Below are 15,904 nucleotides of genomic sequence, written 5' to 3'. Positions count from 1 at the left end.
CCCACCGGAACCTCCCCCGCCCCCCTGGCCGACCACCTCACCCGCGGCACCCCGGTAAGGGCCTACGGCTACCCCCCCGGAATCGACACCGGCATCTGGGCCACCGCCTACGAACTCGGCGACCCCAGCGGCCCCGGAGCCGAATGGATCCAACTCGACGCCACCCGCGTAACCGGCCGCCGAATCGAACAGGGCTTCAGCGGCGCCGGAATCGAGTGCGACACCACCGGCCACGTCCACGGCATCGCGGTCACCGAGGACCGCGCAGGCGGCGCGAAAGTCGCCTGGATGCTCCCGGTCTCCACCCTGGCGGCGCGGTGCCCGGTGGTGCGGGAGATCATCTCCAAGGCCCGGGAGCCGTTGCCCGCGGAGCTGGCGGGGGTGCTGGGGGTGATGCGGCAGGTGGCCGAGGATCTGCCGTACCCGGTCCGCAGCAGGTTCGGCCGGTTTCCCCTCTCCAGCGTCTACGTCCGGCAGAGCGTGACAGCCGCCTCCACTCCTTCTCGCCGTCCCTGGGAGAATGACGACGAGGAGCACGGAGCACCCGAGGAGGAGCGCAGGTCCCCCGGCCTGGCGCAACCGTTCGAGCAGGTCTTCGAGTTGTACGACCACCTGGTGATCGAGGGTGACGCCGGTCTCGGCAAGAGCACCCTGGGGCGCAGCCTCACCGGACGTCTGGCGCGAGCCGCCCTTGACCCGGAAGGCCCCGCGGCCGGGCAGGTTCCCCTGCTCATCCCGGCGCGCGTCCTTGCGGCACACGTCCGGCGCAGCTGGCCCGAGGCCCTCAGCGCGTCGGTCGCCGAGGAGTACGGCCGCCCGGACGGCGAGGTCTCCGCCGCGCTCTTCGCCGGACCGGTCGGCGGACGCCGCTGGCTGATCGTGGTGGACGCGCTGGACGAGATCCCCGACCAGGACGACCGGGAGCGGCTGCTGATCGCCCTGGCGACTCGCATGTCGGCCGCCGACGGCCCGGCCCGTTTCCTGGTCACCACCCGGCCGCTGTCCCCTGGCGAGATAGAGCGTCTGCGCGACCCCCGTGTGGGTTTCTACGGGTTGCAGCCCTTCGACCGCGACGCTCTGGTCAAATTCGCGCACAACTGGTTCAACCCCGACAAAACACCGTCGGGCCACGCGTCCGCCGAGGAGTTCCTGCGCCAGGTGCGTCTCGCGGCCCTGGAGGACGTGCTCGTGGTGCCGCTGCTCGCCACGGTCGCCGCCAACATCCACCAGTCCCGCAAGGACCGTCCCCTCCCGGCCAGCCGGTACGAGCTGTACGAGGAGTACATCAACAGGTTCATCCAGGCCCGGCCCACGGTGCCGACCGCATTACACGACCACCCGGCGCTCGCCGACTGGCTGCACGAGAACCGCACCACTCTGCTGGAGGAACTGGCCACCGCCTACACCACGAGCGAGACCCCCCTGACGGAGGTGGCCCGGAGCGTGATCACCGGCGCCGCCCCGGTACTCTCGCGCCTCCCGATCGACTGGGAGAACACGCTGGCCGAGTGGCTCTCCCACACCGGACTCCTGAGCCGCCAGGCCACCCGCCTGCGCTTCCTCCACCAGACCTTCGCCGAGCATCTGGCCGCGACGGCGCGGGCCAAGACCCTCCCGGACACCTTCCGTCCCGACGAGGCGCCCTGGGACGAACTGATCCGCGACCTCCTGCTCGACGACGAGACCACCCAGAGGGTCCTCCTCCACTATTCGCACCTGGCCGGACCGGCCACCGGGCTGATCGACTGGTTACAGGGGGGAACACGCGACCAGCGTGACCGTGCGGGGGCGCTGATCAGCCAGGGGGCACCCTGTACCGGCGACCAGCGTGACGCGTACGTGGGCCGCGTGGTGGACCAAGCCCTCACCGGCTCGTCGTGGGAGCTGCGGCAATTGGGCGGCCAGACCCGTCATCCCGGCGTACGCGCGCGGCTGGAGCGGCTGCTCGACGGCGATTCGGCCGACGTCGAAGCGAAGATCGTCGTGATCGACCTGTTGCGGGATCGATCCGATCACGTCCGGCGCACAGGTCCGTCACTCCTGCGGGTCCTCCTCCGGACGCACAAGCCGGACCTTCGATGCCAGGCGGCCGGTGTCCTGGCGAAATTCGGTGACGAATATCGGGCCCAAGCGGCCGAGATCCTCGGACAGATCGCCACCGACGCGTCGATCCCCCCTGCGCATTGTCAAACGGCCGCCGCGACGCTGGCAGAGCTCGGCGGGGAGCACCAGACCCGAGCCGCCGAAATCCTCATAGAGATCGCCATGGACTCCCGCGCGGCCGGATACTCGCGTGGCACGGCGGCCGAGCATCTCGCGCAGCTCGGCGGCGATCACCGTCTACGCGCCGCCGAGGCCCTGGATCAGATCGCCACCGATCCGATGACGATCACGTCGTGGCGACGGAAGACAGCCAAGGATCTGGCGGAACTCGGTGGCGATCACCGTCTGCGCGCCGTGGAGATCCTTGAACAGATGGCGGGCGACACCAATGGCGACGCCTATGACCGGGCACTCGCGTGGGCGGGTGTGGCGGCGGTGGAGCCCCGCTATCTCACCCGGGCGGCTACCGGCCTTCATCGGCTGGCCGTCGACCCGTCGATGTACGGATGGCAGCGGCTGAGATGCGCCGGCCTGCTGGCCGAGTTGGACGGCAAGAGCCACGAACTCGCGGCCGAAGCACTGGCGACTATCGCCACGGACCCCGATGTCGACACCGACGATCGCCTCTCGGCCGCGGTGCGACTGGGAGAACTGGGTGGTGAACACCGGCACAGGGCGGCCGGGGTCTTGCACCGGCTGGCAGCCGACTTCACGGCCGACGCATCCAGTCGTTGTGCCGCCGCGGAGGCGCTCACGCAGTTCAAGGAGCACTGCGACAGGGCGACGACAATCCTCTTCCATCTGGTAGGCGACCCGAACATCGACGTCAAAGGGCGGGCCGAGGCCGCGGTGACGCTGGCCAAGCTCAGCGGCGGCCATATCACCACGTTGCTGGACATGTTCGGTGGAGTACTGAATGACCGCTTCTCCGCACCTGGTGATCGCATCCTCGCCGCCGCCGTCTGGGCGGCCCTCAAACCGGATACCGCGGCGCTCGTCGTGGCGTTGTTCGGTCCCCTGACCGACGGTCCGGCGATCGACACACACGCACATGCACTGGTAACGGATACGTTGCTCGAACTCGGGCCTCGATTTCGTGCGCAGGCCGCGGACATCCTTCTCTCCTGGGCTGGAGACCACCGCGTCATCCCTGACGAACGATGGAGAGCCGCCTATCAGTTGGCCGGATTGAGCGGCGCGTACAACCGAGCGAGCGCGAGCATCTGCCACGAACTGGCCACCGATCCGACGGCCGACGCCTTGGACCGGCAGTACGCCGCCCAAACGCTCGCCGACCTCGGTGATGATCACCAAGCGGTCGCGGTAGCGATCTTCATCCGCCTGGCCACCGATCCCCTGATATCGGCGGGGTATCGCGCGCACACAGCGGCGGACCTGGTGAAACTCGGGAGCGAACACCGCGCCCTGGCAGCCGCGACCCTGCGTGACATCGGCATGGATGCGACCCTCCACGGATGGTCCCGCACAAACGCGGTCACGGTACTGGCCAGGCTCGGCAGCGAGCAGTGCGCCGAAGCGGCTGCGTTGCTGCGAAGGATCGCCGCGGACCCCATGACCACGGCCGACGACTATGTCAGGACGCTCACCGACTTGGTTGAAATCGATCCGCGGCAGGGCCCTGACATCGCACAAGCCCTCCGCGACATCGCGCACGCCCCCGTCGCCGGCTCCTACGCGCGTCGGCTGGCGGCGGCGGCGCTCGGCGACCTCGGCGACGACCATCGCGGCCACGCCGCCGGGCTCCTGCACGAACTGGCGACCGACCCGCTCATCGCGGCCTGGGAGCGCTGCGACGCCGCGCAGGAGCTGGCGCGGCTCGGTGACGGCCATCGCGTCGCGGCCGCCGAGGTTCTCCGCCGTCTCGCCCTCGACTCCACCATGGACGCCCGCGACCGCCGGGACGGGGCGGTGGGACTGGGGAAACTGGGCACCGAGTTCCACCCTCACGCGGCTGAGCTGCTCAAAGAGCTGGCCGTCGATCCACTGATCGACGCCGGGGAGCGGCGCGAGGCGGCATGGGAACTGGCGAAGCTCGGCGAGGCACATCACGCCTCGGCCCGCGAGATCCTGCGGCGTCTGGCCGACGACCGCGCCGTGGACCCGGAGGAACGCCGGAGCGCGGCGATGACGTCGGCGAGGCTGACACCGCACACCGTGGACGACGCCGCGTCCGTCCTCGATCGGCTCGCGGCGGATGAGACCGTCCACGTGTCCACTCGCCGGCGGTCGGCGGAGGACCTGCACCGGCTCCCGTCACCCGAAGCCCAGGACCTCGCCCGGCGGCGCCTTCACGAGCTGGCCGGCTCTCCGGAGGTCCCCGCCTGGGACCGCTACGAGGCCATCAGGGCCTTGAGCGGGTACGGGCCACAGGCCCGGCGTCTCGGGGCCGAAGCACTGGCCCGGTTCGCCGCGGAACCCCACGGTGAACGGCTTCCCCGAGCCCTCGCGACGGCGGCGCTGGCCGATGTCGACGCCGGATGGTTCCACCGGGCCGTCGAGACGATGACGACGCTCGCGGCGGACCGGACCTGTGACGCCGGGACGCGGCTGCAGGCCGCTACGGCGCTGCTGAAGCTCAGCCGTCATCACCGGGATCGCGGCGCCGGCCTGCTCAGTGACATCGCACGGGACACTACGGTCTGCGCGTGGGAACGACGCCGGGCCGCGGACCTGCTCGCCCGGCTCGGTCCCGAGCAGCGCCTGCACGCGGCAGACCTCCTGCGCGCCATCGTGACCGATCCCGCCGCCGACGCCTGGGTGACGGCCGAGGCGGCGCTGGCACTGGCCGAACTGGACCCAGAGCACCGGCCGTATGCCGTGGAGACCTTGGCGCGCGTCACCGGCGACCCGGCCGTCTCCGCCACGCAGCGCTTGGAGATCGTGGAATGGCTGTCGTCGTTCGGCCCTGGCGCGTTCCGGACGGCCGCCAAGGCGCTGCGTCAGGTGGCGAGGGATCGCGACGCCGAATCCACGGCGCGGCGACGGGCGGCGATCTCGCTGGCCGAACTGGGTGAGGAGCACCGCGGCCAAGCACGGGAGATCCTCCATGAGATGCTCGCCGACCCTCGCATCGACCATATGGACCGCGACTTCATCGGCAGGACGTTGGCGAGGTCCGGCCCCGAGGACCGCGGTCGTGCGGCCGAGACGCTACGCCGGTTCGTCCGCGACACCGTCGAGGGCAGCGCCGCGGCGTGGGTGACCCTGGCCGTGATCGAGCCGCAGGAGAGCACCCACGCCGCCGGCGCCTTGACACGGCTGGCCACCGAACCCGCGGGCCACCCGGAACTCCGTCGTCAGGCGATGGTGGAACTGGCACGGCTGAGCGCCGGACATCGTGATCAGGCAGGGGGAATGCTGTACGACATGGCCACGACCACCGCGCTGGACAGGCACGAGCGGCAGCGGTGCGCCGAAGCCCTGGCCGAGCTGGGCGGTGAGTTCCGTGAGCGCGCCGTCCAAGCCCTCCGCCGGCTCGCCTCCGACCTCGCGAGCGAGCCGGAAGAGCAGGCATCGGTGCACGAAGCCCTCGCCACCCTGATTCCCTCGAACCGGGTCAGTCACGTGGAGCAGGCGATCCGGGCGTTGCGGGATCCCGGTGTGCCCGCCGACGAGCGTTGCAAGATCGCCCGGACGATCCACAACCCCAGCGACCGTTACAAGCCGGACCTGGTGGCGGCCCTCTACGAGATCATCACCGACATGAACGGCGATGCCGGCAGCCGATTCGACGCCGCGGAGACGCTCAGCCGTATCACCATGTCTTTCGGCCGCATCAAGGACCTGGAACCGCGATGGGGCGCGCTGTCCCTGTGACACCGATCAGGCGAACAGGGTGAGGGCCCGTTCCCTGACTGCGGGGGCGGCGGTCTTCGGGGAGCCGGCGTTGAACGGGGGGTCGGGGTCGTACTCCATGGCGAGTTGGACGCTTTCGGCGGTTAGGACGTCGGTGGCCTGGGCCAGGAGGGTTAGGGCCATGTCTATGCCGGAGGAGACGCCGGCGGCGGTTACGTATTTGCCGTCGGTTACTACTCGGGCGGGGACGGGGGTGGTGCCGAAGGTGGGGAGTTGGTCGAGGAAGGCCCAGTGGGTGGTGGCTTTGCGGTTTTTGAGCAAGCCGGCGGCGGCGAGGATGAAGGAGCCGCTGCAGACCGAGGTCGTCCAGGTGGTGTGGTGGTCGGCTTCGGTCAGCCAGTCGAGCAGGGGGCGGTCGGTCAACGCGTCCAGGGTGCCGGGGCCGCCGGGGACTATGACGATGTCGGGGGTGGGGAGGTCGGTGTAGGTGGCGGTGGCGGTGAGGGAGAGGGTGCCCTGGTCGTCGAGGATGGGGCCGGGGGTCGCGGCCACGAAGGTGACGGTGAAGGCGGGGGCGAAGGCCATGACCGTGTAGGGACCTACGGCGTCGAGGGCGGTGAAGCGGGGGTAGAGGGGGATGGCTACTTGCATGGCTGGGGCTCCTTTGATGGGAAGCACGTCAGGGGGTTCTTTGCATCAGAAGTACGTCAGGGGGCTTTTGACTGGGAGCACGTCAGGGGGCTTTTGACTGGAAGCGGCGGCGGTAGTCGCCGGGGGAGATTCGCCAGTGGCGGCGGAAGACGCGGTAGAGGGTTTCGGGGGCGCCGAGGCCGGTGCGGCGGGCGATGGTGGGGAGGGGGTGGGTGGTGGCCTCCAGGAGGCGGCGGGCGGCGTCGGCGCGGCTGCGTTCCACGTAGCGGCCGGGGGGGATGCCGGTCTGCTGGGTGAAGACGCGGGAGAAGTGGCGTTCGCTCATGCCGGCGCGGCGGGCGAGGGCGGGGACGGTGAGGTCGTCCTCGGGGTGGGCGTCGATGTACGCCTGGAGGTCGCGCAATGAGTGGCTGGGCGGGGTCTGGGCGTTGAGGGGGGTGCTGAACTGGCTCTGGCCGCCGGGGCGGTGGAGGTAGACGACGAGGCCGCAGGCGACGTCTCTGGCCAGGGCGTGGCCGTGGTCCTCGGCCACCAGGGCCAGGGCCAGGTCTATGCCGGCGGTGACTCCGGCCGAGGTCCAGACGTCGCCGTCCTTGATGTAGATGGGGTCGGCGTCGACCTCGACCTGGGGGTAGCGGGCGCTGAGCTGGTCGGCCACCAGCCAGTGGGTGGTGGCGCGCCTGCCGTCGAGGAGGCCGCATTCGGCGAGGAGGAGGGCGCCGCTGCAGACCGAGGTGACCCGGCGGGACTCGTGGGCCAGCCTGGCGATCTGGGCGGTCAGCTCGTGGTCGCCCAGGTGCTGTCCGGTGCCGAGGCCGCCGACGATCATCAGGGTGTCGACGGGGCCGGCGATGTCGGCCAGGGCGGTGCGGGCGGCGACGGTCACGCCGTTGTGGGCGGTGACCTCGCCGGCGTGCGGGGCGGCCACCTCCAGGGCGTAGCCGGAGTCCCCGGCGAGCATCGCCGCGGTGGCGAACACGTCGGCCGGGCCGGCCAGGTCGAGGAACTGGAAGCCCTCGTAGATCACGATGACGATGCGGCGCTGCATGGCATTCATGCTCGTCACGGCACCGTCATGGCGTCAACGACACGACCATTGCACATTACGCCATGGGCGTGCGGACGCGTCCGGGGATCAGATGCCGAGGGCGGCGCAGGCGGCGTCCACGGCGGCCTCGCGGAGCTCGGGCTCGGGGGCGTCGGGGAACTGGATGGCGCAGTCCTGGAGGCCGCCGAGGGCGACGACGGCGCTGGCGGCCCGGGCGAGGGTGGGGGCGGGGCCCACCAGGAGGGCGGACAGGCGGCTGCGCCAGGTGAAGACCAGCTCGATGAGGCCCAGCTCGGCCATCGTGGTCATCTCGGTCAGGACGATCATGAGCTCGTGCCGGTGGCGGTAGTGGAAGTCGAAGTAGCCCTCCAGGAGCGCGCGGGGGTTCACGTCCCCCCGGGCCTCCTGTTCCAGGATGAACTTCTCGCCGCCGTCCATCAGGGGCTGGATGATGCTGCGGACCAGTTCCTCGCGGGACGCGAAGTGGTAGTAGAGGGCCGGCTTGGTGATGCCCAGGCGATCGGCGATCTCCTGAAGGCTGGTCTTGTGCACGCCCTGGCGGGCGAAGAGCTCCCGCGCGGCCGCTTGGATGCGCTGCCTGGTGTCGGAGGGGCGTGCCATGTTCCCAGCATATCTTACTTAACGATCGGTAAGTTCCGGTGGTACGCTTACCTATCGTTAAGTAAGGAGGCCGCCCCATGCGGATTCTGATCTCCGGCGCCAGCGTCGCCGGACCCGTCCTGGCGTACTGGCTCACCCGGTACGGCTTCGAGGTCACGGTCGTGGAGCGCGCCCCTGCGCTGCGCAAGACCGGTGGCCACGCCGTCGACCTGTTCCGGCCGGCCATGGACATCACCGAGCGGATGGGTGTGTTACCCCGGGTGCAGGCTCTGGTCACCGGCACCGAGCGGCTGACCGTCCACCGGTCCGGCGCGCGGAGGCCGGTGACGCTCGACCTGAGCAAGGTGTTCCAGGCGGCCTCGGACCGGCATGTCGAGATCATGCGGGACGACCTCAGCGAGATCTACTACGACGCCACCAAGGACGACACCGAGTACGTCTTCGGCGACTCCATCACCGCCATCGGGGACGACGGCGAGGTGCGGTTCGAGAACGGGGCGCCGCGCCGTTTCGACCTGGTGGTGGGCGCGGACGGGCTGCACTCCAACGTGCGCGGGCTGGTGTTCGGGCCGGAGAAGGACTTCAGCGCGTTCATCGGCGCCTACCTGGCCGTGCTGACAGTGCCGGGCGGCACGAACCCGGACGGGCTGTCCCTCAGTCACGTCGGCACCGGGCGGGTGGCGGCCTTCTACCGGGCACGCCACATGGACGACGCGCGGGCGGTGTTCCTGTTCCGCAGCGACCACGAGCTCGACTACCACCACCGGGACGTGCCCCGGCAGAAGGAACTGCTGCGCCGGAGGTTCCAGGGGATGCACCCGGACGTGGACGGCTGGCTCGCCGAGCTGGAGCACACCCCGGCGTTCTACTTCGACTCGATCACCCAGCTGCGCATGGACACCTGGTCGCGCGGCCGGGTGACCCTGGTCGGCGACGCGGGGTACTGCCCAGGCCCGGCCGTGGGGGGCAGCACGAGCCTGGCCGTGGTCGGCGCGTACGTCCTCGCCGGGGAGCTGGCCGAGGCGGGGGGCGACCACGTGAGGGCCTTCGCGGCCTACGAGCGCGCCATGGCCGGGCCGGTGCGCGACAGCCGCGCGTTCGCGCTCGGCGCCGCCAAGACCCTCGTCCCCGGTTCCCGGCGCGCCGTCTGGGGGCTGGTCCAGGGTGCCCGCCTGATCTCCGTTCTGCCCGCGGGGCTGACCCGGGCCGCCGCCCGGCTGAGCACCAAGGGGATCCGGCTGCACGACTCCATGCCCGTGCGGGACTACACGGCCGGGTCCATGGTGAATTGACGGATATCGCCCCGCGACCAGGCCGGACACCACCGGGCGGGTGCCCCTGACACGCCGCATGACAAGAGTGATATGGCCTGTCAACTCCCATAGGGTGACCGGCGTGATCCCCGGCATCGTGTTCCCCGCGTGGCCCTGCGCGCCGCGGCGTGCGGCGTTCCGGGTGACGGCCCTGGTGCTGGCCGGCGTCTCGTGGTGCGGCAGTCCCCCGGCCGGGCCGCCGGGGATCCCCGCCCCGGCACTCGCCCGGCAGAAGGCGTTCCGGATCGCGGCGGCCTCCTACGAGGTCCCGGAGCGACTGCTGCTGGCGGTCTCGTACCTGGAGTCGCGGTGGGACGCGCACCGGGGGGTGCCGAGCGTGACCGGCGGGTACGGCCCGATGCACCTCACCGACGCGCGGACGGCCCTGCGCGGCGGCCCGCCGGCGCCGTCCGAGCCCGCCCGCCAGCGGGTCGACGAGGCGGCGCGGCTCACCGGGCTGCCGGGCGGGCGCCTGATCGGGGACCCGGACGCCAACGTGCTCGGCGGCGCGGCACTGCTGGCCTCCTACCAGCGGGAGCTGGGGCTCCCGCCGAGCGAGGACCCGGCCGGGTGGTACGGGGCCGTGGCCCGGTACGCGGGGACGGACGCCGGGCCGTGCTTCGCCGACGAGGTGTTCGCGGTGCTCCGCACGGGGGCGGCACGGGTCACCGACGACGGCCAGCGCGTCACGCTGCCCCCGTCCCCGAGCCCCGCTCCCCCGGATCCGCCGGAGCGGGTGTGGTTCCGGCACGACACGGACGGACCAGACGGGGAGGGACGGAAAGTGGAATGCCCGCGGGGAATCGCGTGCGAGTGGCTGCCCGCGCCGTACAGGAAGCTGGCCGGCGGCAAGTACGGCAACCACGACCTGGCCGAGCGGCCCCGCGACCAGGGCATCGACTACATCGTCATCCACGACACCGAGGCGACGTACGCCCAGACGCTCAAGATGGTGGCCGACCCGGCGTACGTGAGCTGGCACTACACCATCAGGTCCGCGGACGGCCACATCGCCCAGCACGTGCGCACCAAGGACGTGGCGTGGCATTCGGGCAACTGGTACGTCAACGCCCGTTCCATCGGCATCGAGCACGAGGGCTTCCTGGCCAAGGCGGGCGCCTGGTACACCGAGGCGATGTACCGCAGCTCCGCCCGGCTGGTGCGCTACCTGGCCAAACGGTTCGACATCCCGCTGGACCGCGCGCACATCCTCGGCCACGACAACGTCCCCGGCACGGTGCCGAGCGCGGTATCGGGCATGCACGTCGACCCGGGCCCGTACTGGGACTGGGCGCACTACTTCGCCCTGCTCGGCCGCCCGTTCAAGGCCACCGGCGGCAGGGACGGCGGGCTGGTGACGATCCGCACCGACTACCCGCGCCACCGTCCCCGCTACACCGGCTGCGGCGAGACGGGCCGGGACTGCCCGCCGCACGGCTCGGCGTCCGTCCGGCTGTACATCGCGCCGAGCGCGGACGCGCCACTGGTGCGCGACATCGGCCGCAAACCGGCCGGGGAGCCGACCTACGACGTGTACGACCACGGCGCGCGGGCCACCACCGGCCAGCAGTTCGCCGTGGCGGGACGCAGGGGCGACTGGACGGCCATCTGGTACCTCGGCCAGGTCGCCTGGTTCCACAACCCGGCGGGCCGGCCCACCGCCGTCGGCGCCGAGGGCTTCGTCGTCACGCCGCGCCGGGGCGCCGACGTGATCCCGGTGTACGGCCGGGCCTACCCCGAGCCCGGCGCCTACCCCAAGGGCGTGCCGGTGCAGGACGTCCTGCCGTTGCAGTACGCCTTCCCGCACGGCCAGCGGTACGCCGTGGGGCTGGCCACCCGGGGCGAGTACTACCACGCGGTCACCCCGGACCCCGGCGACCACCGGATCGTGCGCGGCCGGGCGGTCTACTTCCAGATCCAGTTCGGCCACCGCGTCGCCTTCGTGAAGGCGGCGGACGTGCGGGTGCTGCGGTCCGGCGCGACGCCGGCGCGCTGAGAGCCGCACATCGCATTCGATGCGGATTTATCCTGGGAATCGATGGAGTATCCCCCTGATGGTTTTCCGGGTTATTACGGAGCGCTACCGCATCCCATGAGAGCATTTCTTTCGCCCTCGGCACCGATGACTTTCGGGGGTGAAGGGACAAAGGTGAGGGGATGCGGGTCCGGCGGAGCGCGGCGCTGTTGTTATGGATCGGCGCGGCGCTCGTGCCGTCCGCCGCGCACGCCGACGACGCCGCCGACCTGCGCACCGTCTACTGCCTTTCGGCCGCGCACCGCGAGCAGGTCGTGGAGGCCGCGGTCAACCTCGCCCTCGGCACGGCCGTCCCCGGCGACCCGGCCTCCCTCACCGCCGGCTCCTGGACCTACACCCTGCCCGCGTGGCGCACCCACCGCCCGGCCGACTTCGAGCGCGCCTGCTCGGCGCTGCTCGCCACGGTGCCCCGGCTCGTGACGGACGAGGAGCCCGGCGGGCTGCCGCCGTACGTCGACCTGCTGCTCCCGGTGCTGGCGGGCGCGCTGCTCACGCTGGCCGTGCAGCGGGTGGACGCGGCCGTCACCCGCGGGAACGCCGCCCGCGAGGCGCTGCTCGGCGCGGCGAGCCGCTTCGGTGTGACGGCGCACGAATACGTCAACGCCTGGATCGACAACTCCGGCACACCCCCCGACGCGGTGTCGCAGCGGGCGTTCGAGCTCCGGGTGGAGCTGCTGAAGTACCAGCTGCTCGGCCGTCACCGCGCCGCCGTGGACGGCTTGCTGGACGACCTGCCGACCGGCTACGACCTCAATGCGGCGCACGGCGGCGGCGCCCCTCTCAATTACGCCCGGCGCTCCGAGGCGGGCCGGGAGGAACTGACCCGGGTGGCCGGCCTGGTGGCGCGCGCCGAGGCGCTGGCGCGGCGGAGCCCCCGCAAGGAGGGCGCGTGACCGTCAACACCTTCGGCATCCCGGTGATGCAGCCGCAGGTGAGCGGTGTGCCGCGTCTCGAGTACGTCACCGGCACGCCGCTGTGCCCCTGGCGCTACCGCGGCCACGAGAAGCTGTACGTGCCGGTCGACGAGACCGAGGACGCGTTCCGCAGGTTCCGCGGGCGCCTCGACGACATCAACGTGCTGGTGCGGTCCGGGCACGTCGTCGTGGTGGACGGGGTGGAGGGCAGCGGCAAGACCAGCCTGATCCACCGCTGCGTGCACGACCTGCGCACCCGGCTGGCCACCGAGCTCGGCCATCCGGCCGAGGACCCCGACGACGAGACCGGCCTGTGGCATCCGCGGCCGGTGGTGCCGGGCATCTGCGTCGTCGACCTCAGCGGGGACGCGCGCAAGGTGGCGTTCGACAACAAGTCGCAGCTCCACCCGCTGGACACCATCAACCAGAACATCTTCAAACGCGTGCTCGGCGGCGTGCGCGAGCGCGTCTCCGGCGACGCGGGCGAGCTGGACGCGATGGCGAGCGACACGCAGTCGTCCCTGGTCGAGCTGTACCAGCGGCTGCGCGACTTCCTGGACGACCGTCAGCTGTTCGCGCTGGTGATCCTGCCGTACATCCGTCTCGGCTCCAAGGAGATGCACGGCAACTTCCTGCTGTCCTACGTGACGTTCAGCGAGCGCCGCGTGGTGTTCTTCGCCGAGACCACCGAGCCCGACCTCATGGCGACGATGCGGCTGTCCCTGACGTTCGAGGAGGAGAACCTGGTGACCACGTTGTCCATCGGGCCGCTCAAGGACAAGGACTCGGAGAGCTTCGTCAACGTGTGGCAGGGGCGCCCGGGACTGGCGCAGCCACATGTGATCATTTCCCCCGAGACCGTGGCTGGGGTGTCACCGGAAATCCACTTCCAGAGAGTACGCTGGCTCCAGAACTCGTTGTTCCAACTCGGCGAAATCGTGTGCCGGGCCGGCCGGCTGGAGATCTCCGACCACGACGTGCGCGCGCTTGGCGAGCAGCGGCGCAACAGCCCGGAGCTGATCCGCCGCCCCCGGTCCCGGCGCGGAAGGGGTCACGATGACCGCTGAGGAGAATCCGTTCCCCTCGGTCCCCGCGGCTCGCCTCAGCGGCTCGGACGATCTGGCGCCCCTCGCCGGCGCCGCGGCCCCGTACGTCACCGTCGAGACCGACGCGATCCGCGCGGTCGGCCGCCAGCTCGCCGCGTACCTCGACCAGGCGCCGGACATGCCGTCCCGCGGCCGTGCGCTGGCGGTGGTCGGCGACTACGGCTCGGGCAAGAGCCACATCGCGCGCGGGCTGGTGCGCGGCGTGACGGCGCATCCCACGGCGCCGCTGCTGTGGATGATCGACGAGCCGGTCTGGGACTTCGGCGCGATCTACCGCGACCGCCTGGTCAACGACCTCAAGGAGCAGAAGGCCGCGTTCTACGACGTCCTGCTCGACTACTACTCCGACGTCACCGCCGAGAGCCTGGACCAGTCCCGGTCGCTGCGCGACATCGCCGACGGGCTGCGTCAGCGCCGCCTGGACCCTCAGGCGGTGATCGACGCGTTCACGTTGTCGGAGACCGCCATCCGGCGCGACCTGGAGCACCGGTTGCAGGTGCTGACCGAGCACGGCAAGTTCTCCTCGGCCCTGGCGCTGCTTCAGTTCCCCGAGTACCAGGACGCGGTGTGGGAGTGGCTCATGGGCAACCCCCCCTCGCCGGTGCTGCGGGAGCGCGGCATCACGACGCCCATCGACGACGTGAGCTCGGTGTTCGACGCGCTCGCGGTGTTCGCGTTCCTGTACGGCCGGGCGGGGCGCCGGTTCGTGCTGATCATCGACATGCTGGAGAAGGCGCTGGAGTGGCCGCGCGACCGGCGGATCGACTTCATGCAGGCGTTCGAGAAGCTGGTCAACGTCTACGTGAGCGTGGGCGGGCTCATGGTGTTCTGCGTGCTGCCCGAGGCGCTGAGCGAGTTCCGGGAGAGCCTGCACGAGCGCATCCTGCCGATCCGGCCCACGCCGCTGACCGTCCCGCAGACCATGGAGCTGGTCGCCCGCTACCTGCGTCCCGGGCGGCGGCCGGACGACCCCGGCGCGGCGGAGGCGGTGGCGCCGTTCCTGCCGGACTCGGTCGCCTACATCCAGGGGCTGGCGGGCGGCGTGCCGCGGCGGGTGCTCAAGCTGTGCCATCACGCGTGGAGCCTCGCGGCGGCCAGGGACGGCGGCGTGCCGCTGGCCATCGACGACGTCGTGGTGCGGGACGCGGTGCGCGAGGCGTTCGAGGTGGCCACCAGGGACGACGTCCGGGCGGCGCTGGAGAGCGTGCTGCTGACCGGCCCGTGGCGGTTCGAGCCGAGCTCCACGCGGTTCGCGCACCGCGCCGGGCACGCGGCCGAGGGCGTCGACTTCTGGATCCCCGTGGGACGCTCCGGCGCCGCCGTCGCGGTGCTGACCAGCGACTCGATGGTGCTGGACGACCAGGTGGACCGGCTGAAACGCGTGGTCGAGGCGGCCCGCGCCGACACCGGCTCCGCGCCGTGCGAGGTGCTGGTCGTGGTGAACGGCTACCTCGCCGGGCCGCTGCGGCAGCGGCTGGCCGACCTCACCGGCAACCAGCCGATCGTGTACAGCGACAAGCACTTCCGGCGGGCCATCCAGGAGGCCATCAGGGACGCGGTGCAGCGGCTGCAGAACAGCGGGCGGGACGGCGAGCTCCAGGTCCTGCGGGAACGCATGGAGGGCCTCGCGTACCAGCAGACCAACGTGCTGGACTACCTGCAGCGCATCGACGGCCGGGTGGAGCAGATCAACACCTCCTCCGGGGCGCGGCTCGGCGAGCTGTTCCAGATGCTCTCCGAGGCCGGCGAGATCCCGCTGCCCGGCACGACGCCGCGCCGGAGCCCGGCGGCGCGGTTCCGCCTCCCGCAGGAGATCCAGCGGCACTTCGACCGGGCCTTCGACATGATCGGGCTGATGAGCGGCGTCCCGGCGACGTTCCGTCAGGTGTTCAGCCTGCACGACCCGGACGCCGCGTCGGCCCGGCCGCAGCGGCTGAACTTCACCCGCGAGCAGTTCCAGGCGGTCGGGGTGGCGGTGCTGCTGCAGAAGCTGCTGGAGGCGTTCCGCGACAGCGTCGGCGAGTGGGTGCGCCAGGTCGTGGCCGGCCCGGTGGGGCCGCCGCCGACCCAGGAGCAGGAACGCAGGCTGCGGGTGATCTGCCGCAGCTACGACATCACGGCCGAGATGCTGCCGGTGTTCCGGCTGGAGAGCCTGGCCGCGCTCGGGCCGTTCACCGACGAGCTGGACCCCATGGAGCAGGCGGCCCGGTCGTTCCACCGGGCGGAGGCCGAGCAGGCGTTGTCCCGCCTCGGCGAGCGGGTCTTCGAGGCCACGATGACCAGCGTGCGGCCGTAGG

The 15,904-nt window shown here is 71.3% G+C and carries 9 protein-coding genes; 6 read left to right on the top strand and 3 right to left on the bottom strand.

The annotated features are described in order from the left end of the window. Positions 1–5,940: NACHT domain-containing protein (locus ACFP1K_RS34915; protein ID WP_380761560.1), on the top strand; the 5,940-nt coding region annotated here is incomplete at its 5' end. A 6-nt stretch (positions 5,941–5,946) separates the two neighbouring features. Here the strand turns inward: ACFP1K_RS34915 and ACFP1K_RS34910 are convergent. The 3 genes from ACFP1K_RS34910 to ACFP1K_RS34900 all read right to left on the bottom strand — a co-directional run bounded on the left by ACFP1K_RS34910 (position 5,947) and on the right by ACFP1K_RS34900 (position 8,239). Then, the gene (locus tag ACFP1K_RS34910; protein WP_380761558.1) at positions 5,947–6,570 is read right to left on the bottom strand and encodes a DJ-1/PfpI family protein; all 624 of its coding nucleotides are present in this window, start codon (positions 6,568–6,570) and stop codon (positions 5,947–5,949) included. 82 nt (positions 6,571–6,652) lie between these two features. Next, positions 6,653–7,627 (bottom strand): GlxA family transcriptional regulator, encoded by a 975-nt coding sequence (locus ACFP1K_RS34905; RefSeq protein WP_380761556.1) that lies wholly within the window; start codon positions 7,625–7,627, stop codon positions 6,653–6,655. Between the two features lie 78 nt (positions 7,628–7,705). Then, the gene (locus ACFP1K_RS34900) at positions 7,706–8,239 is read right to left on the bottom strand and encodes a TetR/AcrR family transcriptional regulator (RefSeq protein WP_380761554.1); all 534 of its coding nucleotides are present in this window, start codon (positions 8,237–8,239) and stop codon (positions 7,706–7,708) included. A 77-nt stretch (positions 8,240–8,316) separates the two neighbouring features. On the opposite strand from ACFP1K_RS34900, the gene ACFP1K_RS34895 reads away from it, so the two are divergent. The 5 genes from ACFP1K_RS34895 (at position 8,317) to ACFP1K_RS34875 (ending at position 15,903) form a co-directional block, all read left to right on the top strand. Next, positions 8,317–9,531 (top strand): FAD-dependent monooxygenase, encoded by a 1,215-nt coding sequence (locus tag ACFP1K_RS34895; protein ID WP_380761552.1) that lies wholly within the window; start codon positions 8,317–8,319, stop codon positions 9,529–9,531. Positions 9,532–9,634: 103 nt separating this feature from the next. Next, positions 9,635–11,548, top strand: a complete 1,914-nt coding sequence (locus tag ACFP1K_RS34890) for an N-acetylmuramoyl-L-alanine amidase (protein WP_380761548.1) — start codon at positions 9,635–9,637, stop codon at positions 11,546–11,548. A 161-nt stretch (positions 11,549–11,709) separates the two neighbouring features. Beyond that, on the top strand, positions 11,710–12,480 hold the full coding sequence (locus tag ACFP1K_RS34885) for a hypothetical protein (RefSeq protein ID WP_380761546.1): 771 nt from the start codon (positions 11,710–11,712) through the stop codon (positions 12,478–12,480). Then, complete coding sequence (locus ACFP1K_RS34880; RefSeq protein ID WP_380761544.1) at positions 12,477–13,568, top strand: hypothetical protein; 1,092 nt, start codon at positions 12,477–12,479, stop codon at positions 13,566–13,568. Before ACFP1K_RS34885 ends, ACFP1K_RS34880 begins: the two co-directional genes overlap by 4 nt. Further along, positions 13,558–15,903, top strand: a complete 2,346-nt coding sequence (locus tag ACFP1K_RS34875; protein ID WP_380761542.1) for a hypothetical protein — start codon at positions 13,558–13,560, stop codon at positions 15,901–15,903. Before ACFP1K_RS34880 ends, ACFP1K_RS34875 begins: the two co-directional genes overlap by 11 nt. Position 15,904 lies beyond the last annotated feature (1 nt).

Origin of the sequence: Sphaerisporangium aureirubrum (assembly GCF_042658925.1) — a bacterium.
Taxonomy (GTDB): Bacteria; Actinomycetota; Actinomycetes; order Streptosporangiales; family Streptosporangiaceae; genus Sphaerisporangium; species Sphaerisporangium aureirubrum.
This window is presented reverse-complemented; position numbering and strand designations above follow the sequence as displayed.